This window comes from Legionella longbeachae (genome assembly GCF_004283175.1).
Classification (GTDB): domain Bacteria; phylum Pseudomonadota; class Gammaproteobacteria; order Legionellales; family Legionellaceae; genus Legionella; species Legionella longbeachae.
The window spans coordinates 31,611-55,137 of sequence record NZ_RXNW01000008.1 but is presented as its reverse complement, the minus strand read 5'-3'; the positions used below and the strand labels follow the sequence as shown (position 1 = coordinate 55,137).

Genomic DNA, 23,527 nt, shown 5'->3' with positions numbered 1-23,527 from the left:
CAAGAGCGGTTTTATATCAAAAAAATGCATTAGTTGCAAGATTTTTGTAAGAACATATAATTCCACGCTTTAGATAAATTGGGTATAAAGATGCAACGTCAGATAAAAAGTTATGTGTTACGTGCTGGGCGATTGAGTAATCGACAACGTCAAGGTTTAGATCTTTGGCTAAAAGATTATGAGCTCACTGTAAGTGGAAATCCCTGGGATTTGGATAAGGAATTTTCGCGATCAGCTGATACTATAGTTGAAATAGGATTTGGGATGGGAGCTTCGTTGCTGACTATGGCAAAGAATAATCCTGAACTTAACTACGTCGGAATAGAAGTACATCTTGCAGGTGTGGGGAGTTTGGCGGCTGATTTGCATGAGCATCAATTAACCAATGTGCGTATTGTACCTAATGATGCTGTAAAGGTATTTAATACTCAATTACTCGATAATTCACTTGCTGGGGTGCAGATTTTTTTTCCAGACCCCTGGCATAAAAAACGTCACCATAAAAGACGTTTAATTCAGACAGCATTCATTCAATTACTCGCACAAAAAATTAGACCTGGAGGATTTATTCACTGTGCTACCGACTGGCAAGAATATGCAGAGCATATGCTTCATGTTTTATCTATGGAGCAATCTTTAAAAAATCTCCAGACCGATGGCGGATATTCTCCAAGACCTTTATCGCGTCCTTTGACAAAATTTGAGAATCGGGGGGAGCGTTTAGGGCATGGCGTTTGGGACCTGATTTTTACTAAGTCAACCTGATCTCGACATAAAAGGCATAGAATTTGATCTTCTATTGTTCAATGTGTAATATAAATCCGGAAGTAACTTACAGAGGATGTAATCATGGAATTTATAACGGAAATCAATGCAGCTGTAAAATCGGGGTTGCAAGGATTTAAACTGTTTATTGAACAAAAGCTTTGCGTAGAGCCGAATTACTTAGAGCATCCATTTTGGATTGAAAATGGTGAACAAGTGACCGTTTTGAATTATTTAATTCAACAGCATCAAGAAAAAGAAGGGAAGCAGATTCACAAAGGCTTTTCTTCTGATTTAACGCAGTTTGTTGATTTTATTCTGAGTAAAGTAAAGGATAAAAATACTGGTGAACCACTTCATCAGGCGCTTGCTCTTGGAAAACTGAAGTTAGCGCTTCATCTCTTTGATACGGGTGTTTTTGATGTTAATAGGCGTGATCAAGAAGGGCGAACTTTATTATCGTTGGTTGTAGAAACAAAAGATCGACGTTTATTAAGAAGATTATTAAAGAGCCATCCTGATGTAAATGCAACTACGCGGATGACAAATGCTCGTGTTTCGTTTCAGCCATTACATCAAGCTATAGCATTGGATTTCGCTTTTGGAGTAAAGAGTTTGGCGAACGCTGGAGCGGATTTATCGAATCCCTTAGGGGCGATGAAGGATACGCCAGTATTATTGGCCGCACGGCAAGGTAAAATAAAAGCACTTGAAGCTTTATTGGAGTTTCCCGTAAAAAAACTAGATCTTGAAGCAGAAAACAATAGATTATCTGCGGATAAAATGACAGCGGATAATGCGATTGAGTCACTTTGCAAACTATTAGCAAACGATAAAAATAATAAGGACCTGATTCGAGGGGTTGCAATGTTGCTTTGTCGGGGGGCTGAGCCGCCACGAAAAGAGTCTATGTGTCAGTTATTAGCAGATAAACGTACTGATTTGCTTAAAGAAATTGACCGTTATCTGAATTCTCGACCTGAACTCGTTGACCCTTTTGTGAATCGGTGTCATTTGGCAGAGAGTCCATTACATAAAATAATTTATGTTGATAACTCCTGGGGTAATACTTTACGCCAGTTATTTGGTAGACCCAGCGAGGCTGCTTTTGTTATTGAGCGATTGGTTACACGCAAATACAGTCGCCATCAAGAAGGAAGCCCTGAAACTCCCTCGTTATCAACTATTGCTGCAGTACCATTAAAGGGGGATGAACCTTCTCATAAACTTTATGCAGAATTTGTTCGACGTTATAATGAGGCTTATCAGAACCAACGAATTACAAACCCCTGGAGTACTATGAGATGGATGATTGCTGAAGGAAAATGTAATTGGGAAATGGTGAAGCAATATGCACGTAGTCATCCAGGAACCAGGACACAGATTATCTATGATGATATGTTTAAAACATTACCCAAAATGGAGATGCATGAACAAATTGGGAATACAACTGGAACTCTGCATTGTAATGTCAGACTTTAATGGAGTTACAGTTTGATCAGGGAGATAACGGAGCCAAAATTAAGGATTAATTAAGATTATGATATAGTAATTGAGTTTGTTGTTTGGGGTATACGGTATGAACGTGAGTTTATTGCTATTAATCTTAATTTGTTTTATTGGAATGATTAGTCCGGGGCCAGATTTTTTATTGGTGACAAAAAATGCGCTCATATACCCCAAACGCCAAGCGTTGGCTACCGCTTTTGGTATCGTTTCAGGATGTCTTTTTCACGCTACTTACTGCATTTTGGGTTTGGGATTAATTATTACTAAAAGTAGTATAATTTATACCATTGTGAAGTATGCAGGAGCCTGTTATTTAATTTATCTTGGATTTAAAAGTTTAAGTTCCAGGAAAATGAAAAATGCAGATTCCGATATTTCCTGTTTAAAAAATATTACGCTTTTGAGAGCTTATACAGAAGGCGTTTTATGCAACGCGTTAAATCCTAAACTCGCTTTTTTCCTATTAAGTTTGTTTACCCAGTTTGTTTCAATTAATGCAGCATTTAGTGATAAGGTTTTAGTGGCGGGAGTTGTTGTCGCTGAATCGGCTCTTTTTTGGCCTCTTTTGGTGTTATTTTTACAATCACAGCATATCCGAAAGTTATTTACTCATTTTCAGGCTTCTTTAAGTCGTGTATTTGGTGGATTGTTGGTTTATCTAGGCTGTCGAGTGATGTTAAGTACCAATGTTTAAATTGCATTCAAGCAAAGTCAGTTTTCACGTGCCAACACTTTTTTAAGAGAATAAACAGCAATTGCGAGGATTCAGAATGCCAGAATTAACTCTAGGAATGAAAAAAACAGAGCTTGACACACCTTGTTTAGTGATTGATAAAAATATCCTGAAGACCAATTTAGAAAAAATGAAAAAACACGGGATTGAAAATGAAATAAATATCAAGCCTCATTGTAAAACGCATAAGTGCTCAAAACTAGCTGGATTACAGATTGAATATGGGGCAATAGGCGTATGCGTTGCAAAAATTTCAGAGGCAGAGGTTCTTATCAAGGAAGAGATACCCAATATTCTTATCACCTCACCGGTTATCACAAAAAATAAAATTTCTAGACTGATTGCTTGTTTGGAAAAAGCACCATCTACTATGGTTGTGGTGGATAGTAAAGAAAACATTCTTGCTTTAAATGAAGCAGGCGCACGCCATAATAAACGGATTCATGTGCTCCTTGATATCGATCCTGGTATTGGGCGCACTGGAATAAAACCAGAGCATGCTTTAAATTTTGCAAGGGAACTCCAACGATTACCCTGGTTACATTTGATGGGAGTTCAATGCTATGCAGGTAATTTACAGCATATCCCTTCTTTTAATGAGCGTAGAGAGCGATCCTTGCAAACGATGCAGATGGCAAGCGAAGTTGTAAAAAATCTCAAAAGAAGTGGTTTTAATTGCCCAATATTAACAGGAACTGGAACAGGAACTTATGACATAGATATTGAGGCAACCGAAGTTACTGAAATTCAACCCGGTTCTTATACTGTAATGGATGTCCAGTATACTAATATCGGCTCTCGGAATAACGACAAACAATTTGATCTATTTAGACCTGCGATGACCCTTCTTACTACCGTTATCAGTAATAATAGAACGGAACATGTTACTGTAGATGCAGGAACCAAATCGATTTATGTAGATCACCTGAAACCCAAGATAATAAGTCATCAGGGATTGACCTATGATTGGGGAGGATTTGGTGACGAACATGGTAAAATTTCAGCAAAAGACTGCTCAAAATTACCTACTTTGGGGGAAGTGATTGAGCTTGTAGTCCCTCATTGTGACCCAACCATTAATCTTTTTGATCAATTTTTTATTACTGAAAATGATGTTGTGACCGATGTTTGGGAGATTGATCTTAGAGGAAAATCTCAGTAGGAAGCTTGCTTAAACTTCATATACCCCCTAGAATTCTATTTTTCTTAAAATTGGCCAGGAGAGTAGTACATGGGGTGGAATGAGCCGGATAAAGGCAAAGAGCCTTGGAAGGGTAAAAATCAGCCTCCAGATTTGGATGAGGCGCTGAAGCGTATTCATGAGAAGCTGAAGAAGATTCTTTTTGGTGGTACTGTAAAAACAAATAACGAGCCTTCTAAGAAATCAAATGGTGGATTAGTCACCATGATGATTGTTCTATTTGCTTTTCTTATTTGGGCTCTCTCTGGCATTTTCATTGTTGATCCTGCAGAACAAGCAGTTATTCTTCGTTTTGGTAAATATGTGGAAACAGTGGGATCAGGGCCACATTGGATACCACGAATCATTTCCTCCAAAATTATTATGAATGTGGATAGGGTATTGGATTACTCCTATTCTGCACAAATGCTTACCAGTGATGAAAATCTGGTTGCTGTCTCTTTAGCGGTACAATATCGTATTGGTGATTTAGAACAGTACTTATTTAACGTAGCTAATCCAGAAGAAAGTTTGCAACAAGCTACTTCCAGTGCTTTAAGACAGGTTGTAGGTGCTACTACGTTGAACCAAATGATTACTGAAGGACGTGAAGTCTGGGGAAGTCAAGTTCAAGATACCCTGGTAAAAATTCTTAATTTATATAACACAGGTATTGTAATTGTTAATGTGGCACCTCAACCTGCTCGAGCTCCAGAAAGTGTCCAAGAGGCCTTTGATGATGCTATCAAAGCTCAAGAAGATGAAAAGCGTTTTAAAGCACAAGCGAATGCTTATGTAGCGAAGGTAATTCCGATTGCAGAGGGTAAGGCAAGCCGCATTCAGCAAGAAGCGGAAGCTTATTCAAAACAAGTTGTTTTGAATGCCCAAGGTGAGGTCTCTGAATTTTTGGCTTTACTTTCTCAATATAATGTCGCTCCCGAGGTTATGGCTGAACGCATGTATTTGGAAACCATGCAAAAGGTATTGAATAAAACCAGTAAGATTATTGTTGATAGTAAATCAAGTAATTTATTGTATTTACCTTTAGATAAATTATTTACAAAGTCGTCGGGCCCTCTGGAGACCGCAAAAAATAATAAAGCAGGAACTGATGAATCTAATGAAATAGAGAATTTAGTCGATGGACGAGAATTCACAAGACCTGTTTATCGACAAGGGAGAAATTAACAATGAAGAATACTGGCAGAGCCCTTGGCATATTGATATTTTTAATATTTCTAGTATTACTTACAACGGTATTTACCATAACTCAAGGACAACACGGTATTCTTTTGCGTTTAGGGCGCTTGGTAAATGAGGGGGAAACCAATAAAGTTAAGGTATTGAATCCTGGGCTGCATTTTAAAGTACCGTTTATTGAAAATGTACGTATTTTTGATACTCGGATACAAACTAAGGATATTAAATCAACTCGTATTGTCACACGGGAAAAAAAGGATGTGATGGTTGACTATTATGTTAAATGGCAAATTGTTGATTTAGCACAATATTTTAAATCAACAGGGGGAAGTGAATTTAAAGCTGAAACCTTGTTGGAACAACAATTAAATACTTTATTACGGGCACAATTTGGTAAACGTACTATTCCTGAGGTAGTATCAGGGGGGCGTGATGATGTGATGCAGTTGCTCCGTAAGGCAGCTCAAAAGCAAGCAGGTGAATTAGGTATTAATGTTGTAGATGTACGTATTAAAGGTATCGAGTTGCCAGCAAGTACCAGCAACGAAATTTACCAACGTATGCGCGCCGATATGCAGGAAATTGCGAACAGGCACCGTGCTGATGGCCAGGCAGCTGCCGAACAAATTCAAGCGAAAGCGGATGCTGATGTTATGGTTTTATTAGCAAAAACCCGCAGCGCGGCGCAAAAAGTCAGAGCGATAGGACAAGCGAAAGCGGCATCAATCTATGCAGAGGCATATAGTAAAAATAAGGAATTTTTTGCCTTATATCGTAGTCTGCTGGCTTATGAGGCTAGTTTTACAAGTAAAAAGGATATTTTGGTTTTGGATCAAAGCAGCGCATTTTTTGATTATTTTAAGCAAGCTACTCCAAAAAATGATGGTGTACCTGTTAAAAAATAACTATAATGACCAATTTTGTTGAAATCGGGTTCAGAACTTTTTCAATTAAGAGCAATAAAGAGCATTTTGCAAATTAAGAGTGGATCATGGGTAAAAACGTTGTTGTTTTAGGAACACAGTGGGGCGATGAAGGCAAAGGTAAAATTGTCGATTTATTAACGCAAGATGCACAGGTCGTTGTTCGTTATCAAGGCGGGCATAACGCCGGTCATACTTTAAAAATTAATGGGGTTAAAACTGTTTTACGCCTCATTCCTTCAGGTATGTTAAGGCAGCATGTACTTTGTTATATTGCAAATGGGGTAGTGCTCTCACCAGATGCATTACTGAGTGAAATAAAAGAACTGGAAAATACGGGGATTGATGTTCGCTCTCGTTTGCGTATCAGCAAGGCTTGTCCCTTAATTCTCCCTTGCCATGTAGCGATGGATAAAGCACGCGAAGCACACATGGGAAATTCTGCTATTGGTACGACTGGGAGAGGTATAGGCCCGGCTTACGAAGATAAAGTAGCTCGTCGTGCATTGAAGGTAAGTGATCTCTTCCACGCGGAGCGCTTTGCCACAAAATTGGAAGATCTTCTTGATTACTACAATTTTATTTTGACCCAATATTTCAAGCAACCTGCTGTAGCGCTTCAACCTTTATTGGATGCTGCCTCACAATGGGCTGAAGAATTGCGCCCCATGGTTTACGATGTTTCGACGTGCTTACATGAACATAGAGAACGAGGGGATAATATTCTATTCGAGGGAGCTCAAGGTGTATACCTCGATATCGATCATGGTACATATCCTTTTGTAACCTCTTCGAATACCTGTGTGGGCTCTGTAATCAATGGTGCAGGATTTGGTCCAAAATATATCGATTATGTTTTAGGAATTACGAAAGCTTATACTACTCGAGTTGGGGGCGGTCCTTTTCCCACGGAACTTTTCAACGATGTAGGAAAGCGAATCGCTGAACGCGGCCAGGAGTTTGGTGCCGTTACTGGTAGACCACGACGATGTGGATGGTTTGATGCCGTATTATTAAAGCGATCAATTGAACTGAATAGTATTACAGGTCTGTGTATTACCAAGTTAGATGTTTTAGATAACTTGGATGTACTGCGTATTGCTGTCGCTTATAAAGACAGTAAAGGTAATTTAATCTCACGACCGCCACAAGCTGCTGTTGATTTTGAAGATTTGGAGCCTGTTTATGAGGAAATGCCGGGCTGGCAAGAATCTACTGCTGACATTAAAAATATGAAGGATTTACCTGATAATGCGATTGCTTATCTAAAACGAATTGAATCGTTGCTGAATATACCTATTGATATACTATCAACTGGTCCTGAGCGTGATTCGACAATTATTTTACGTGATCCATTTAAAATTTAAAACGTATTGATAATCCTTCCTACTCTCTTTGTGTCGGGCTTTATGCGCGGCACCTAAACTTAGCAAGAATCTAACGCATGTTGACCATTCATCCCCACCACCTACCCGCGACTTGTTCCTGAACAAGGCGCAGCACGTAGGTCGTGGGGATGAATGGTCAACACGTCTTAATATTGGCTTAAAAATAGATCCAGGCGAGTGAATTTATGTTTATTTTAGATATACAGGCAAGTTTTTATTTGAAGTATTATCTTGAAACCCTTTATTTGCATTGAGTAGACAATGTGTGTTCCAGAGGTGGTTTTAATTGAAGCACATCAAATATGGTTTTTAGTGTGAGTCATTTAGAAAAGTATCTCCCTACGAAAGCAGGGGTCTATTGAAAGCATGCTATAGGTGAAGTTTATAGCAGTGCTAGTTGTTTTTTAGACCCGCCGCTTTCGTGAAAATGAAAAAACATCAGTCAATGTGACACTCAGCTCCTGCAACATATGGGCTAAAACTTTTTCTCAAACTCATGCAGTTTTTGTTCTAAATTCCACTGCAATTGAGCTTTTTCACTAGTTTTAATAAATTGTTTGCAGTTTTGACTGTTTAAATCCTGACAATCCTGAATAGGCTGAGCTTTATTCGCATCTGCCCAAATGCTTTTTCCGGGTAAAAATGCATAAGTTAGTGCATTTCTATTGATTTGTTTTATGGTCTTATAATCTAACCCATGGTGCAACACAGCTTCTACATATTGTTGGCTTAAATTAGTTCTTAATATCCCTTCATCATCCGTAGACAAAACGACAGGAACATGGTGTTTCAGGTAATAATTAAGAGGGTGTTCCCGACCAGAAATGTTTAATATTTTCAGATTACTAATTAAATTAATTTCTACTGCTTTGTGTTGAGTTGCCATGTAGTCCAATGTATCTTTTACATCACTCTCATTGGCGATATCTACGCCATGTCCAATTCTTTGGGCTTGGCCAGTAAAAAGAGCATCATGTATGTGATAATCTAAATCTTTAGGGGTAACAATTTCTTGAGTTAATTCGCCAGCATGTAACGCAATATTTACTTGCGGGTAAATTTTATGAAGGTACTGATAAATCTGCATTTGCTGATGATAATCCCGTAAAGAAATAATTCCATCTTCAGGTTGTACTAAATTAACTCCAACCAAGACTCCGTTATTTTTCATGGATTTTGCTACAGCCTCAAACGCATTAAGTGTTTGAGCAAACAAGTTATTTGGAGGTTGCTCTCTAAGTGAGTAATATAAAAATTTTACCTGTATTTGGCAGTCTTTCTTTTCTGGATAAGCTTCACAACCCAATTTCTGGCGTGCTTTTTGGATGATATGTTCTGCTTCTATAGCCGAATGGCTGACGTTATTTTGAAAGTCTTTATTTGCTAATAAGAGCGCTCTTTTTTCATTAAAGGTAGTTGTGTTTTTAAGTAAATCACCAAAACTCAGTGCATGTGCATTATCAGGTAAAAGCATTAATTCCATATATTGCTCATTTTGTTGTGCTGCAACTTCCATTACAGCCGCTACTAATTCAGGCTGATAATCCTCTACTATAGCGTTGAATTTATCAAATGAATTAAAAAAATGATCATGTCCTGACTCTTTTCCTGGAACAAAGTCCTTCATAGACCAGCTTTTCAGCGTATTTGCATAAATGTCTGGTTGTTTGAGTAAATTTTTAGTATCCATTTCATTACAACCAGTGGATTTTTTACTCACTTTAGAGGTCACTGTATTCAAGCAATAATCTTTTTTAGATGCGAGTTCTAACATTATTTCAGGGTATGCTCCCCCTGCTAAATGATAATGAAGCTCACCACCTTTGGGCATACTTTTAAAAAATGCATATAAAGAATTAGGATCGTCTTTTATTTGATCAAAGTGAGATTGCACACTTGCTTGAGCAATCGACAAGAAAGAGAAACTGAGAAAATATAAAGTTGACTTTAAATAATTCATGGTGAGCTTCTGGTTGTCATTTTGTGGTTGAATTATTGCATAATTATTATTAATTCCCAACCATTGTATTTAATTCCTATTCATAGCAAAATAATTTTGTCATTGTTTTGTTCGGCTTCTTGGAAGTGCAATGAATATAGAGGATTCTTATAGCAACCAGTTACTACGCAGGCTAATCAATTAGGAAAATAAATATGAAACATTTTTTATCAAAATTCATTGTTTTAAGCTCATTTTTTGTCTTTTTGATGACAGGATTCAATGTGGCCGCATCTAACTCAGGGGATACGGCAAAACGAATGACGATTAATGTAGGCATTTATGCCCCTTTTACTCATGAATCTGCTGTTATAGGTAGAAACATGTTGGGGGCTATGGAAATCGCGCGTGATCAATTAAAATCTTCTAACATTACTTATGAGTTTTATACTCTGGATAAGATGCCAGATAATACTCAAGCCACAACAACATTACAAAAATTTATTGATACACATCATATTAATGTACTCTTGACCGAAGGCACTGATAGCGGCGCTTTAGTGGCACCCTTAGCAAAAAAGAATAACATCATTCATTTTTGTTTAACCAATGATTCGGTAATTACTGATGGCAAAAATAACTTTCTAGCACAAGGTGCTCATCATCAGCATGCGGTCGCTTTAACTAAAACAACCAAGCCTGAGTTTATTTCACAGTTTAAACAAGAATACTTTAGCCATCCTGTTACCCAAGCAGGTTATGCTTATGATATATTCCATATTGTTCATAATAGTGCCGTGCTTGCAATGAAAACCAATACGGACTTCTCCAGTCAAGCCCTTGCCACACACCTATTAGCCCTTGAACCAGGGGTTGGCGTCATGGGGACATTTAATGTGGATAAAAAAGGAGTTTCCTATAAAAAGCAAGTACTGACTGCATAAACTTTACTTATGGTTCTTGCTCGATTAATTAAAAGCACTAAAAGCCGTTAAAACCGGCTTTTATTTTATCAAAAAATTTTCTTTTAGGTGCAGCCCAACATGAGGTGAGTGTTATACTGCATTTGATACGCAGTGTAATTGCAACCGTAAATGTGTAAATTAGGAAAAAGCTATAATCTCAAAATTATGGATATTGGCAATGACTCCATTTTCCCATCCGCCAATAATTAATTTATCGGCATTATTTTTTAATAGGGTAGCTACTTTTCCAGAAAAATGGATTGTTTGGCTATCGCTATCTGGAAAAGTATCAAAGATTGCATAAGTATCTGCATCGGCTTTCAATGCGACCCAAAAATAGGTTTGGGGTTCTGTAACATCAATAATTTGCGCGGCCTTTTGTAAAAACAGTTCAATTTCCCTATTTTTTCCGGGTTTTACTTTGAAAACTATTAAATTAGCTACCTTAGAAGTTAAAATTTTACTTTTATCAAAATGATTAGTAGTGAGCAGGTCAAAATTATTAATATTTTGTACAACTCCGTTTTCCCAGCCATTTTGTACTAATTCTAATGCCTTTTCTTTTAAGGCTTTAGCTACTTGACCAGAAAAATGCAATTTTCTGCAAGTTTCGTTATAAAAGAGATCAAAAATTGCAAAATGTTCTTTCTCTTTTAATCCAAACCAAAGAGGAGTTCCTGGTTCAGTCTGACGTACTACTGAGCTTCCTTTACGTAAAAATTCCTCTAACTGCAATGCTGTTTCCGGTTTGCTTTTTAAAGGGATATAAGTGGCTTTTTCAATGTTTATAGTATTAGTGCTCATAGTTTTTTGCTCGCATAGTAATTCGTTAAAAAAATCAAAGTTAAGAGAAATGTTGTGAAAAGCAATCTAAGATTCATCGATATTCCTACAATGCCTATCTATCAATAGATAGATTAAATGAATAAAAAAATTTAACTAATTTTTTTGATAAATTGTTTTACAATTTCTATATAAGAGAAATCATGATACAAGCGTGACATAAGCAAACCTCCTTCTATGTGGATTAATAAATATTTTGGTAGATTGTCCTTTGAATGTAATGGCTCAACAGGGTTATGTGTATAATTTTCTATATCGAGCAACTCTTTTATCCATTTTTCGAGTACGCTAAAAAAATGACGTACTTTATTTTTAAGTTTTTCGGACAAAGAAAGTACATCAGATGCTAGAATGCCTCCCAAACACATTTTCATTTCATCATGAAGTGTCAAAGATAAAATTATATCAACGACATGCAGCAGCTTTCCTTGTAATGAAAGTGTGGCATTGCATTTAAGTTCATTTAATACAATGAGCAAACGCTCTAGTTGCCAATCAATTACAGCGGCAGCAAGATCTTCTTTGGTTGGGTAATAGTAATGAATACTTGATGTTTTAATTCCTACTATCAAGGCGATATCTTTATAGCTAAAACCATTATAACCCATTTTCTGGATTAAACTCTCTGCTGTATTTAGTATTTTTTCTTGCATTAATGTCAGTTTCATAAGGGTATTCTATCTATTGGTAGGTATATGTCAAGTATTAATTATTGAAATGGATTTCCACTCGCTTGTAAATTACAAAATTTTTGAGTCCATGGGTCAGGAAGCGATGATTATTAACACATTGCTCTTAACCTAGCCACGCGTTCTGCTGTTAAGGGATGTGTTGAAAATAAATTGGCTAACTTTTCTCCATTTAATGGATTAACAATAAACAAATGTGCTGTTGATGGGTGTGTTTCTGCTTCATTAAATAATCGTTCATGGCTTGCCTTATCTAGTTTTAATAAGGCATCAGCAAGCCATCGAGGATTACCACAAATACGTGCTCCACCAGCATCTGCTTCAAATTCACGAGAGCGTGATATAGCCATTTGAATTAATCCTGCTGCCAGAGGAGCAACTATCATCATAATAATTCCAACAACAGGGTGTACCCCTTCTTCATTATTTGAATGGTTACCAAACATGGAAAGCCACATAAACATATTGGCAATCCCGCTAATTGCCCCTGCAATTGTCGCACTTACTACGCTAATTAATGTGTCATGGTGAATTACATGAGCTAGCTCATGAGATAAGACACCCGTAATTTCTTCTCGGGTCAATCGCTCTAATAAACCTGATGTGACCGCGATACTTGCATTTTCAGGATTCCTTCCCGTTGCAAACGCATTTGGGGTCGCGTTATTAATCAAATAAACTTTGGGCACAGGCGCTCCTGCTCTATGAGCGAGCCCGGATACAATATTGGAAACAAAATGAGTGTCAGATAAAGGCTCAGCGTTATACATTCTTAACACGATAGTATCTGAGTACCAGTATGCTGAAAAGTTCATAATCCCCGCAAATATTAATGCAATGAGCATGCCGTTGGTTCCCCCAAGCGCTCCACCAATAAAAATAAGCAGTGCAGTTAGAGAGGCAAGCAAGAAAAAGGTTTTTAGATTATTTATCATGTTTATAACTCATCGTTAATCCTCATTATTTATTAAATAATGAGGGCAGATATTAAAATTTCAACTCTAATGGTCTTATCGGGCCTTGTTGAAGTCATTCCAAATGATACAAATGCATACAAAATAAAAAGCCTGGGATTTTTCTTTACCCAGGCCATAACCCCCAAGATTATTGGGAAACTAAATCGATTATCTGTTTGCTAAAGACATTCCTTCTAATACGGTTAATGCCGCATAGAGTTGGTAGTCACTGTGCATTAAGTCATCTAATACAGCTTTAGGACTTTTTGCTTTTGTATTTTTTACGCTTTTGTTAAGTATATGCCCATTCAGATCTGCTTCACTAAATCCAGTTGCATCAGCAGGTTTAGCTGCATTTTTTGGAATTTCTACTTCGTTTACCACTATATCAGGGATAATCCCTGTTGCCTGAATTGATGTTCCAGAGGGCGTATAGTAGAGTGCGGTAGTAAGCTTAATTCCTGTTTTATTATCTAAAGGTAATACAGTTTGTACAGACCCTTTACCAAAACTTGTTGTTCCCAGAATTACTGCTCGCTTATTGTCTTTAAGTGCTCCAGCGACAATTTCAGCAGCAGAAGCAGAGCCATTATTGATGAGCACAACCATCGGTGCATTATGTAAAACGTCCATTCCTTTTGATAAAGCAGTGAAATCTGAGCCAGGTAATCGTCCTTTAGTGGAAACAATAGTCTCTGGTTTTCCTGACTTATCTTTGCCTAGAAATGCATCAGAAACCTGAATGGCTGAATCAAGTAAACCTCCTGGATTGTTTCTTAAATCAAGTATAAGACCCTTTAAATTACCGCCAGATTTTTGTTTAAGTTGAGCAATCGCTTGCAGCATATCTTTTCCAGTTAAAGCTTGGAATTGAGTTAAACGAATGTAACCGTATCCTGGCGCTAACAATTTGCTTTGAACACTTTTAATTTGGATCACTTCTCGGACCATATCAAATGTAAGCGCTTTATTTACTCCTTTACGTAGTACAGTTAATTCAATAGTGCTTCCAGCTTTACCACGCATTATGTTTACGGCGTCTTTTAAAGAGAGCCCTTGAACTGATTCTTTTCCTATTTTAATGATATAGTCGCCCGATTTAATTCCTGCCTTAAAGGCGGGTGTATCAACAAGCGGAGTTACCACTTTGACAACGCCGTCTTCCATGGTTACTTCTAAGCCCAGACCACCAAATTCACCGCTGGTAGATGTTTGTAACTCTTTGAATTCCTCTTCATCAAGAAAGCTGGAGTGAGGATCAAGCCCACTGAGCATACCACGAATGGCATTATCAAAAAGTTCTTTATCATCTATAGGCTTAACATAATATTTTTTAATTTCGCCAATTGCATTTGAAAATCTTTGCACATCTTCTAATGGTACTGCTTTGGAGTCTGAATTAGAGGCATTGCTTGATGTATCTGTATTCAATTCATCATCTGCGAATACTGGCAGAGACAACATTAGAGTCATTGCATACGCAATTGCAAGCGAGCACGAGTGTAGTTTTCTTAGCAACATAACGATCTCCTCAGATACAGGCTAGAATTTAAGCCATTTTCTTTTGTTATAATTATTGAAATGCAATTTAGGTGCCAGGGATCAAAAAACCTATGACAACCAGTTTAATGGCGGAACAGCCTTTCCCTTCAATCTTATTTCAAAGTATAGACCGTTTTGTTTAATTCCGCCGCTATGGCCTACACTCGCAATTTGCTCATTTTGATTTACGTATTGTCCTTTTCTTTTAAATAAAGACTGATTATGGGCGTATAAAGTCATGAAACCTTGTCCATGATCAATAATAAGAAGCAATCCATAGCCCTTAAGCCAATCACTAAACACTATTTTACCTGGGTAAACGGCAGTTACTACGGCTCCTTCTTCGGCAAAAAATGTCACTCCTTGATGCATTTTGCGAAATGATTGGCCTTGAGTCTGCACTGGAAGCGGCAATTTTTTGCGCATTTGACTAAATGGCCTACTCGTTTGAGTGATGCTTTGTTGCGATAATGATTTTAATAAGCGGGCTAGATTCTCCTTATTTCTTTTGGCCTCATGTAATGTATTTTGTTTGTCTTGAATTTCATGATTAAGGGATTGGATTAGGGCGGTATGATAACCTTTATTCTGGTTTAGTTTTTCCTGATGTTGTGTTAATTCGCTCTTAAGTTGTTTATTGGCTGTGAGCTCCGATCGGAGTTTTTCCTTACTTTCATTAAGATTTTTACGCGTTTCATCGATTTGGGTGATAAGTTGTTGTCGTGATTTAACGATATATTGATAATAGGTTAAAACCCGACTTACTTTATTTGGATCATCTTGATTAATCAGCAATTTAAGCGGTTGATATTCTCCCATGTGATAACGTGCGCGTATGTGATTCGCCAGTAATTGTTGTTGCGTAGTAAGTTGTTTGTTTAATTGATTGACTTGATCTTGTAATCCAACAATTTTATTTTCTGTGCTATTTATATCATTTTGAATTGAGCGTAGCTTTTGGACACACGCACCTATTTGTTTTTCAGTTTCTGATAATTCCTTATTTATAACACCACGTTTATCATGCGCAGAATTTAACATTTGTTGTAAGCTGCTAATTTGGGCATCTAGTTGTTTGAGTTTATTTTGTGTTTGCAGAACAGCGGGGGATGATCCTGCATAAAGATTAAAGCAAAACAGTATGCTCAACAATGATTTGTTAAAATAATTAGCTGCTTTTTGCCAATGGCCAAGTATTCGTTCTTGATTTATTTTAACCAAAGAGAACAAACGACTTCGCTTGGTATCTGCCTGAATGGATCTACAACAAATAGTACAATTACGTTTATTCATGAATATTTTTTTCTAATAATGAATGACCGGTCATTTCCGTTGGAGGAGTAATTCCGAGTAAGGTCAACATAGTTGGCGCAATATCAGTTAAACCTCCTTCACTGCGGGTAAAATGCCAAGGCCCTCCAACGTATACCAAGGGTACAGGCTCACTTGTATGAGCAGTATGTGCTTGATGGGTTTTTTCGTCAAACATTTCTTCAGCATTGCCATGATCTGCTGTAATCAGTAATTGACCTCCTTGTTTGGCTAATGCATGCCATACTTGACTCATACACCGATCCAGGCATTCTATCGCAGAAACAGTTGCTGCAAAATCTCCACTATGACCAACCATATCTGCATTAGCATAATTACAAATAATGACATCATATGCATGGCTGTTAATCGCCGCAACTAAATGATCTGTCAATTGTGGGGCGCTCATTTCAGGTTGTAAATTATAGGTGGCAATTTTAGGAGAGGGTATTAGAACGCGTTCTTCATGGGGAAAAACATTCTCATTACCACCATTAAAGAAAAAAGTGACATGGGCATATTTTTCGGTTTCTGCAATACGTAATTGACTTAATCCATGGGCGGCAAGAACTTCTCCTAGAGTATTATTTAAGTGAATCGGAGGGAAAGCAGCTGTCGTTGGTAAGTTTTTATCATATTGAGTCATACTCACAAAATAGGATAATTGGGTATTTTTTGTTCGGTTAAACTTATTAAATTCAGGATCAAGAAAAGCTGTAGTGAGTTGGCGGGCTCTATCTGCACGAAAATTAAAAAATAAAACGGCATCACCGTCTTTCATTGGGTGCGGCTCGCCAATTTGGGTTGGAGGTATGAATTCATCCGACAGATTTTCCAGATAATACGACTTTATTGCGGTTTCGGCATCTGCAAAACGGGACTTGCTTACACTTTGGGTTAATAGGTTATAAACTTGCTCTATTCTGTCCCATCGATTATCTCTATCCATCGCATAATAACGCCCACTAATCGAAGCTATTGTTGCTATTGGATGAGTTCTAAGGTATGCATCGAGGCGCTCTAGGCTTGGTAATGCGCTTTGAGGGGGAGTATCGCGTCCATCTAGGAATAGATGCAGATAAACCGACGTAAATTTTTGTTGTGCGCATAAGTCAAGTAGAGCAAATAAATGCTGCTCATGGCTATGAACCCCTCCTGGAGAGAATAATCCCATAATATGTAACGTTTTTTTCGTTTTTTGTAATGTAGTGAGAACGTTATGAAAAACAGGATTTTCCGCAAACTCCCCATTTGCTATACTTTTATTGATCCGGGTGAAATCTTGTTCTATTACTCGGCCTGCGCCAATATGCATATGCCCTACTTCCGAATTACCCATTTGCGCATCAGGTAACCCTACAGAATCACCAGAAGCTTGCAAAAGAATATGTGGGCACTTTTCCCACCACTCATCCCATTGAGGCGTCTTGGCTTGGGCAATGGCATTGTATTGGTTATTTTCGTTATATCCCCAACCATCCAAAATCATAAGCAATAATGGTGCTTTTTTTTGCATGTAATACTCCGCAAAACAGGATCAAATTCAGAAGAAAGATTATACATGACTTAATTGGTAATGCATTCCTTAGTTTACGAGAAATCCCCGACAAAATCAGAATAACTTTATATGTGATAACATGCTTTTAGACATAAATCTGAGCCTGTCTGAAAAGTATTAATTAATATAAGTTCGATATTACAATAAACGACAATTTTTTATATTGGACTGATATGATTTCGAACTGGATTATGCATAAATACCGCGCACCCTGCTTTATCTGGGGGCGATCTTGATGAGGTAATGTTTGTTTCGTGATGTGAGGGCAGCATTGAAGGCCTTTACGTCGAACTCAAGTTATTTAGATAATTTTTGAGTAGTGACAATTTTATGCTAAAGCAGTTAGACTATGCACAATTTATTAGTTTGAGAAGAATAGTGTCAGAGCAAAAAATTCCTCAGCATATTGCTATTGTTATGGATGGAAATGGTCGTTGGGCTGAAAGTAGAGGATTGGCTCGTATTGAGGGTCATAAAGCAGGCGTTGAATCTGTAAAAAAAATGATTCGTAGCTGTATGACAAAAGGAGTGCCTTATCTTAGTTTATTTGCTTTTAGCTCTGAAAACTGGTTACGTCCGGTTGAGGAAGTGAGTTTTTTGATGGAATTATTTCTAGAGTCTCTGCGCAAAGAAATAGCAGAACTAAATCAGCATGGAATAAGGATGCGGTTTACTGGAAATCGGAGTTCTTTATCCCCTGTATTGCAAAAACAAATGCATGAGGCAGAGGCTTTAACGGCAAAAAATGAGCAATTCACTTTGAATATAGTTGTTAATTATGGTGGCAAATGGGACGTAGCGAATGCAGCCAAAAAGATTGCACAAGCAGTTTTGCGTGGTGAGTTGACGCTTGATGAAATTAATGAAGTTAGTTTTGCGCATTATTTGGATACCGAAGGGTTGCCTGATCCTGATTTATTTATTCGTACTAGTGGCGAGCTGAGGATTAGTAATTTTTTCCTGTGGCAGCTTGCCTATACGGAGCTTTATTTTAGCGAAGTTAATTGGCCAGATTTTGGAGAGAATGAATTTGAGTTGGCTTTAGCATCCTTTAATAAAAGAAAAAGAAGATTTGGGCAGATTTCTTAATTAATTTTTAGACCATAAGGACAATATCATGTTCCTACAACGCCTTATAACTGCATTGATTTTAGCTCCCTTGGTATTGTGGCTGATTTTTTTCGGCAATCAATGGATTTTAGCTGCAATTGCCTTAATCATATATATTGCTGCGGGTCGAGAATCTTTCCAATTAATTCCTATAAAAAAAATCAGTGCTCAAGTTGGATTTCTTTTGTTGCTGCTTTTGTGTTTGTGGGGCTGTGGTTATTTATTTTCTTATTGGCTGGTCTTAGGCCTGGTTATATGGGGCCTCGTTATTGTTGCGATTCTTACTTTTCCTGACTCCCAGAAATATTGGGGTTATCCTGTTATTGTTGCTGCCGCCTGTGTATTGCTATTGCCTTTATTTTTGCAAAGTCTTATCCATTTATATGGTTTATTCCAGGGTAAAGAGCTATTAGTTTACTTATTGTTTTTAATTTGGGCATCAGATTCAGGTGCTTATTTTAGTGGTAAAATCATGGGAAAACATAAGCTAATTCCTCAAGTTAGCCCAGGAAAATCTTGGGAAGGGGTCATTGGCGGCGTGGTTTTATCCATGATCATTGCTTGGGGTGGTTATTATTATTTTAAACCTGTTGCTCAGGTTCATTGGTTTGTTTTGGCCTTATGTACTATAATAATTGCAATCTTCGGAGATTTATTTATCAGTATTTTGAAGCGCAGGTGTCATTTAAAAGATACAGGCGCCATAATTCCTGGTCATGGGGGTATCTTAGATCGTTTGGATAGTTTGATTGCAGCTTTACCTTTATTTTATTTCGGATTAACTATGTAACCTCTTGAGTTAACCTTTAAAGCTGTTTGGACTTAATAATTTATCAAGAAACAGGATGTGTTGGTAGGTCACACCGTAGGTGGGCGCCTACTTTTATATTTTTGCAAGTCTAAACAATTGGAGAGCTATCAGGGGTGTTACTACTATTTTTTAGGATAGCACTATGCTTTCAACTTTGCTTTATTTTTTCTTGGCTTTAATCTTATTAGTTACAATTCATGAGTACGGTCATTTTCAAGTGGCACGTTGGTGCGGTGTTAAAGTACTGCGATTTTCTTTTGGTTTTGGCCCTATTTTGGCGCGATGGCAAGGTAAAAAAGGAACAGAGTACGCCTGGTCGTTAATCCCATTGGGGGGATATGTCAAAATGCTTGATGAATCAGAGGGGGAGGTACCAGAAAATGAGCGTCATCTAGCATTTAATAACCAGCCACTCTGGAAAAGAGCAGCTATTGTTTTTGCAGGCCCCTTATTTAATTTTTTATTTGCTTTTGTTGCATTATGGCTGGTATTAGTTATTGGGATGCCGTCTTTAGCACCTATGATTGAATCTGTAAAACCGAACAGCATTGCGGCCCATGCGGGTTTGGAGGCGAAAGAAGAAATTATTGCCCTCAACGGCAGTAAGATAAACAGTTGGCGTGATTTTCAATATGCTATCATGCCTCTTGTCGGTTCTGAGGAAACCATACAATTAACGGTTAAGTCATTGGTTGATGGACGTCAACATCAAGTACTTTTACCTCTAGTGAATTGGCAATTGGACAGCAAAAAACCTGATCCACTCCAAAGTTTGGGTATAGAACCCTTTATCCCTTCTATCCCGCCAGTTGTTGGTGAAGTAGTGCCCGATTCTCCTGCAGCAAAATCTGGATTACAAAATGGCGATATCATTTTAAGCGTCAATGGTAAGTCTTTCAAAGACTGGTTATTCCTTGTTGATTTTGTGCAGAAACATCCAGATAAATCAATAACCTTAACTATTAACAGGAATAAAACGATACAAGAAATTATGGTACATACTGGAAGCCTGGAAAATAAAGGTAAAATTGAAGGCTTTTTAGGTGTACGCTCACAGAAAGTGAAATGGCCTGCACATTGGTTACGTTTGGAAAGACAAGATCCTATTACAGCAATAGGCACGGCATTAAAACAAACAACTCAATTAACAACGGCAACATTTACATTAATGGGGCGTCTGGTAATGGGTAAGCTAGGGCTAAACAGTATTAGCGGCCCAGTTGGTATTGCACAAGGGGCAGGAGATTCCGGAAGAAATGGATTGGCTGCTTATTTGTTTTTTCTTGCACTAGTGAGTATCAGCTTAGGTGCATTAAATTTATTACCCATCCCTATGCTTGATGGTGGTCATTTATTGTATTATTTAGTCGAAGCAATCAAGCGTAAGCCCTTATCCAATGGTTTAAAATCAGCAGGAGCATATTTTGGTTTAGTACTGTTAGTCGTGCTTATGTTTATAGCAATAACCAATGATTTATCCAGGCTTACAGGTTAAATATAGTACTATATGCTCCAAAGGATTGGAGCAAAACCTTGACAGTAGTTTCTACTTCCTATAAAAAGTGATTCAATTTTTAGTGTACCGATTTTGGTATTAAAAGTGCACGTAGTACTGGGCGTAAAATAATAATGAAAAAAATCAGTAGTAAATTAATATTAGGCATTTGTTGTTCCTCGCTTATTGCTTGGTCTTCACAAACAATCGCAGCGGATACTTTTGTTGTTAAAAGTATTAAAGTTACAGGATTACAACGCGTATCCACCGGAACAGTCCTCAATTACATCCCTGTGCAAGTAGGAGAGGAAGTTGGCCCTGAATCTACTGCTGAGATCATTCGAGCTCTTTATGATACTGGTTTTTTCCAGGCGGTTTCCTTGGAGCGTCAAGGTAATACTTTAATAGTTAACGTAGTGGAAAGAGCTACTATTGGCTCAATTAGTGTTGTAGGGAATAAAGAAATTCCCAGTGACAAAATGAAAGATTTTCTCAAGGAAATGGGGCTGGTCAAAGGCCGTGTTTTCCAAACATCCACTTTAGAGCGTTTAGAAAAGGAACTTAAGCAAGCATATAATGCCAGAGGAAAATATAACGCACGTATAGAAACTCGAGTTACTCCATTAACAGAGAATAGAGTGGGGATAACTGTTACTATTTCTGAAGGACGAGTATCAAGAATTAAACAGATCAAGATAATTGGTAATCATGATTTTACTACTAATGAATTGTTACCAGAGTTTGCCTTATCTAAATCGGGTATTTTTACCTATTTTACTAAAAAAGATCAGTATTCAAAACAAGGTATGGATGCTTCTTTAGAAGCATTACGCTCATTTTATTTGGATCGAGGGTACTTAAAATTTAAAATTGTCTCGTCACAGGTTTTACTCTCACCAGATAGGAAAGATGTTTACATCAATGTCCATATTGAAGAAGGGCCACAATATCACTTTTCAGGCTATAAAGTAGTAGGCAAGCCTATATTGCCTCCGGAGAAAATTGAATCATTAGTCCAAGTTAAAAAAGGTGCGGTTTTTTCTCGTAAAAAAGTGACTGATACTATTTCTTCGATTGGATTAGCCTTAGGGGACATCGGCTATGGATTTCCAGCAATTAATGCGGAACCTCAGTTAGATGAGAATGAGAAAACAGTATTTATCACCTTTATTGTGCAGCCTGGCCGACATGTTTATGTCCGCCGTATTAATTTTCATGGTAATACCAAAACGAGTGATTATGTGTTACGTAGCGTTATTCGCCAGGATGAGGGCGGGTTGCTCTCTTTACATAACATTAAAGAGTCAGAAAGGCAGTTGCGCTTACTGGGATATTTGAAAAATGTTGATGTAAAAACCACCCCGGTTCCTGATGCAAATAACCAGGTTGATCTGGATGTCCAGGTAGAAGAAGCTCCTTCTGCTGAGGCAAGCGCTTCTATTGGATATGGTACTAATGGCTACCAATTGAACGCTTCGGTGAACCAACACAATTTTATGGGAACGGGACGAGCAATTGGGGCAGCATTTACAGCAAGTAAATGGGGACAAGATTATACTTTAAATTATTATAATCCTTTTTATACTGATACAGGGATAGGGCGAGGGATTAACCTTTATTTTGCTCGAGTTGATCCTAAAAACCTAAATGTAAGTACTTATAGCTCCAACCGCTTTGGTGGGGATGTGAATTATAGCCTGCCATTAGGTGAGATCAGCAGGTTACAGTTTGGATATGGATATCAGGATATAGATATTAAAAGTGTAGGTTATGTTGTTCCTATTCAGAATTTTGTAAATTTATATGGAAAAAATTTTCACGAAATTCGTTTATCTACTGGATGGAGCCGTAATACTTACGACCAATTTCCTTATCCCACTCGAGGTATCAACCAACAAGCAGCTGCTGTAATTGCTTTACCCGCTACTTCGGGATCTTTATCTTATTATAAAGGCTCTTATCAGGCTCGTTTGTATCAACCCATAACTCATGGGTGGATTTTTTCTCTGCAAGGATTTGCAGGCTATGGAAACTCCTTTAATAATAATGGGTTGCCATTTTTCGAGAATTATTATGCGGGGGGTACTGCGCAACCAGGTCAAGTACGCGGATATGACAGTTATTCTTTAGGTCCTTTAGACAACTACCGAAATTCAGTAGGGGGTAACTTATTGCTTAGCGGAACTGCAGGAATTATATTGCCTTATCCTATAAGTAGGGACAATGTACGCACAACAGCTTTTGTTGATGCAGGTAACGTATTTGCAGTGAATACACTACCTACTTTAACTGGAAAGTATGAGGGGCCTTTAAGATATTCAGCGGGTATTTCTATTGAATGGCGTTCTCCTTTTGGTCCATTAGCCTTTAGTTTGGCTAAGGCATTGAATCCTCAACAATTCGATCAACAGCAATTGTTCCAATTTGCATTGTCCTCCGGGTTTTAATTATCTATTTCACAATTTTTCCTCACTATGTGAGGAAAAATTGGGGTTGTTAACAGTCCCTGGAGTGATTTAGATTTATAGAAATTATTATTGAAAACTCGTATTGTACATATCGCAACCTATATCGATTTGTGCTAGCATCATGCTCTTTAATTTAGGAGAT

The 23,527-nt window shown here is 37.7% G+C and carries 19 protein-coding genes; 12 read left to right on the top strand and 7 right to left on the bottom strand.

Features of this window, described 5'->3' with window-relative positions:
- Positions 1–90: 90 nt before the first annotated feature.
- The 7 genes from trmB (at position 91) to EKG34_RS09365 (ending at position 7,677) form a co-directional block, all read left to right on the top strand.
- Entirely contained in the window at positions 91–765 is a 675-nt protein-coding gene (trmB, locus tag EKG34_RS09395; protein ID WP_003635331.1) for a tRNA (guanosine(46)-N7)-methyltransferase TrmB, read from the top strand.
- An 84-nt stretch (positions 766–849) separates the two neighbouring features.
- Positions 850–2,247, top strand: a complete 1,398-nt coding sequence (gene ankC / locus EKG34_RS09390; RefSeq protein WP_003635333.1) for a Dot/Icm T4SS effector AnkC/LegA12 — start codon at positions 850–852, stop codon at positions 2,245–2,247.
- A gap of 97 nt (positions 2,248–2,344) precedes the next feature.
- Positions 2,345–2,968, top strand: a complete 624-nt coding sequence (locus EKG34_RS09385) for a LysE family translocator (protein WP_003635335.1) — start codon at positions 2,345–2,347, stop codon at positions 2,966–2,968.
- 76 nt (positions 2,969–3,044) lie between these two features.
- Positions 3,045–4,169, top strand: coding sequence for a DSD1 family PLP-dependent enzyme (locus tag EKG34_RS09380; protein WP_003635337.1), 1,125 nt, complete (start codon positions 3,045–3,047; stop codon positions 4,167–4,169).
- 69 nt (positions 4,170–4,238) lie between these two features.
- Positions 4,239–5,375, top strand: a complete 1,137-nt coding sequence (gene hflK, locus EKG34_RS09375) for an FtsH protease activity modulator HflK (RefSeq protein WP_003635342.1) — start codon at positions 4,239–4,241, stop codon at positions 5,373–5,375.
- A gap of 2 nt (positions 5,376–5,377) precedes the next feature.
- On the top strand, positions 5,378–6,292 hold the full coding sequence (gene hflC, locus EKG34_RS09370) for a protease modulator HflC (protein WP_003635344.1): 915 nt from the start codon (positions 5,378–5,380) through the stop codon (positions 6,290–6,292).
- A gap of 86 nt (positions 6,293–6,378) precedes the next feature.
- Positions 6,379–7,677: an adenylosuccinate synthase gene (locus tag EKG34_RS09365; RefSeq protein ID WP_003635346.1), complete on the top strand. Its 1,299-nt coding sequence runs from the start codon at positions 6,379–6,381 to the stop codon at positions 7,675–7,677.
- A gap of 496 nt (positions 7,678–8,173) precedes the next feature.
- Here EKG34_RS09365 and EKG34_RS09360 read toward each other — a convergent pair whose 3' ends face one another.
- A complete protein-coding gene (locus EKG34_RS09360; RefSeq protein ID WP_012979357.1) occupies positions 8,174–9,658 on the bottom strand; it encodes an adenosine deaminase family protein in 1,485 nt (494 codons plus the stop codon).
- 194 nt (positions 9,659–9,852) lie between these two features.
- Here EKG34_RS09360 and EKG34_RS09355 point away from each other — a divergent pair, with 194 nt between their 5' ends.
- A complete protein-coding gene (locus EKG34_RS09355; RefSeq protein ID WP_012979356.1) occupies positions 9,853–10,581 on the top strand; it encodes a type 1 periplasmic-binding domain-containing protein in 729 nt (242 codons plus the stop codon).
- A gap of 159 nt (positions 10,582–10,740) precedes the next feature.
- On the opposite strand, the gene EKG34_RS09350 is transcribed toward EKG34_RS09355, so the two are convergent.
- From EKG34_RS09350 to gpmI, 6 genes are all read right to left on the bottom strand, one after another.
- Positions 10,741–11,406 (bottom strand): hypothetical protein, encoded by a 666-nt coding sequence (locus EKG34_RS09350; protein ID WP_003635352.1) that lies wholly within the window; start codon positions 11,404–11,406, stop codon positions 10,741–10,743.
- Positions 11,407–11,537: 131 nt separating this feature from the next.
- The gene (locus EKG34_RS09345) at positions 11,538–12,113 is read right to left on the bottom strand and encodes a TetR/AcrR family transcriptional regulator (RefSeq protein ID WP_012979355.1); all 576 of its coding nucleotides are present in this window, start codon (positions 12,111–12,113) and stop codon (positions 11,538–11,540) included.
- A 113-nt stretch (positions 12,114–12,226) separates the two neighbouring features.
- Positions 12,227–13,069, bottom strand: a complete 843-nt coding sequence (gene htpX, locus EKG34_RS09340) for a zinc metalloprotease HtpX (RefSeq protein ID WP_003635356.1) — start codon at positions 13,067–13,069, stop codon at positions 12,227–12,229.
- A gap of 189 nt (positions 13,070–13,258) precedes the next feature.
- A complete protein-coding gene (locus EKG34_RS09335) occupies positions 13,259–14,611 on the bottom strand; it encodes a S41 family peptidase (RefSeq protein WP_003635359.1) in 1,353 nt (450 codons plus the stop codon).
- Between the two features lie 90 nt (positions 14,612–14,701).
- Positions 14,702–15,925: a murein hydrolase activator EnvC family protein gene (locus EKG34_RS09330; RefSeq protein WP_012979354.1), complete on the bottom strand. Its 1,224-nt coding sequence runs from the start codon at positions 15,923–15,925 to the stop codon at positions 14,702–14,704.
- Positions 15,918–17,459: a 2,3-bisphosphoglycerate-independent phosphoglycerate mutase gene (gene gpmI / locus EKG34_RS09325; RefSeq protein ID WP_003635363.1), complete on the bottom strand. Its 1,542-nt coding sequence runs from the start codon at positions 17,457–17,459 to the stop codon at positions 15,918–15,920. Before gpmI ends, EKG34_RS09330 begins: the two co-directional genes overlap by 8 nt.
- A gap of 372 nt (positions 17,460–17,831) precedes the next feature.
- On the opposite strand from gpmI, the gene EKG34_RS09320 reads away from it, so the two are divergent.
- The 4 genes from EKG34_RS09320 to bamA all read left to right on the top strand — a co-directional run bounded on the left by EKG34_RS09320 (position 17,832) and on the right by bamA (position 23,364).
- Positions 17,832–18,590, top strand: a complete 759-nt coding sequence (locus EKG34_RS09320) for an isoprenyl transferase (protein ID WP_003635368.1) — start codon at positions 17,832–17,834, stop codon at positions 18,588–18,590.
- A 28-nt stretch (positions 18,591–18,618) separates the two neighbouring features.
- Positions 18,619–19,401, top strand: a complete 783-nt coding sequence (locus EKG34_RS09315) for a phosphatidate cytidylyltransferase (protein WP_003635370.1) — start codon at positions 18,619–18,621, stop codon at positions 19,399–19,401.
- Positions 19,402–19,564: 163 nt separating this feature from the next.
- Positions 19,565–20,917 carry an RIP metalloprotease RseP gene (gene rseP / locus EKG34_RS09310; RefSeq protein WP_003635371.1) on the top strand — a complete coding sequence of 451 codons (1,353 nt, stop codon included), beginning with the start codon at positions 19,565–19,567 and terminating at the stop codon, positions 20,915–20,917.
- Between the two features lie 134 nt (positions 20,918–21,051).
- On the top strand, positions 21,052–23,364 hold the full coding sequence (bamA, locus tag EKG34_RS09305) for an outer membrane protein assembly factor BamA (RefSeq protein WP_003635373.1): 2,313 nt from the start codon (positions 21,052–21,054) through the stop codon (positions 23,362–23,364).
- Positions 23,365–23,527 lie beyond the last annotated feature (163 nt).

Excerpts from the sequence above, each read along its gene's own strand:
- htpX (WP_003635356.1), bottom strand. The coding sequence starts at position 13,069 with ATGATAAATAATCTAAAAACCTTTTTCTTGCTTGCCTCTCTAACTGCA.
- hflC (WP_003635344.1), top strand. The coding sequence starts at position 5,378 with ATGAAGAATACTGGCAGAGCCCTTGGCATATTGATATTTTTAATATTT.
- rseP (WP_003635371.1), top strand. The coding sequence starts at position 19,565 with ATGCTTTCAACTTTGCTTTATTTTTTCTTGGCTTTAATCTTATTAGTT.
- ankC (WP_003635333.1), top strand. The coding sequence starts at position 850 with ATGGAATTTATAACGGAAATCAATGCAGCTGTAAAATCGGGGTTGCAA.
- EKG34_RS09380 (WP_003635337.1), top strand. The coding sequence starts at position 3,045 with ATGCCAGAATTAACTCTAGGAATGAAAAAAACAGAGCTTGACACACCT.
- EKG34_RS09360 (WP_012979357.1), bottom strand. The coding sequence starts at position 9,658 with ATGAATTATTTAAAGTCAACTTTATATTTTCTCAGTTTCTCTTTCTTG.
- EKG34_RS09365 (WP_003635346.1), top strand. The coding sequence starts at position 6,379 with ATGGGTAAAAACGTTGTTGTTTTAGGAACACAGTGGGGCGATGAAGGC.
- trmB (WP_003635331.1), top strand. The coding sequence starts at position 91 with ATGCAACGTCAGATAAAAAGTTATGTGTTACGTGCTGGGCGATTGAGT.
- EKG34_RS09320 (WP_003635368.1), top strand. The coding sequence starts at position 17,832 with ATGCTAAAGCAGTTAGACTATGCACAATTTATTAGTTTGAGAAGAATA.
- EKG34_RS09315 (WP_003635370.1), top strand. The coding sequence starts at position 18,619 with ATGTTCCTACAACGCCTTATAACTGCATTGATTTTAGCTCCCTTGGTA.
- EKG34_RS09385 (WP_003635335.1), top strand. The coding sequence starts at position 2,345 with ATGAACGTGAGTTTATTGCTATTAATCTTAATTTGTTTTATTGGAATG.
- EKG34_RS09335 (WP_003635359.1), bottom strand. The coding sequence starts at position 14,611 with ATGTTGCTAAGAAAACTACACTCGTGCTCGCTTGCAATTGCGTATGCA.
- EKG34_RS09355 (WP_012979356.1), top strand. The coding sequence starts at position 9,853 with ATGAAACATTTTTTATCAAAATTCATTGTTTTAAGCTCATTTTTTGTC.
- EKG34_RS09330 (WP_012979354.1), bottom strand. The coding sequence starts at position 15,925 with ATGAATAAACGTAATTGTACTATTTGTTGTAGATCCATTCAGGCAGAT.
- hflK (WP_003635342.1), top strand. The coding sequence starts at position 4,239 with ATGGGGTGGAATGAGCCGGATAAAGGCAAAGAGCCTTGGAAGGGTAAA.
- EKG34_RS09345 (WP_012979355.1), bottom strand. The coding sequence starts at position 12,113 with ATGAAACTGACATTAATGCAAGAAAAAATACTAAATACAGCAGAGAGT.
- bamA (WP_003635373.1), top strand. The coding sequence starts at position 21,052 with ATGAAAAAAATCAGTAGTAAATTAATATTAGGCATTTGTTGTTCCTCG.
- gpmI (WP_003635363.1), bottom strand. The coding sequence starts at position 17,459 with ATGCAAAAAAAAGCACCATTATTGCTTATGATTTTGGATGGTTGGGGA.
- EKG34_RS09350 (WP_003635352.1), bottom strand. The coding sequence starts at position 11,406 with ATGAGCACTAATACTATAAACATTGAAAAAGCCACTTATATCCCTTTA.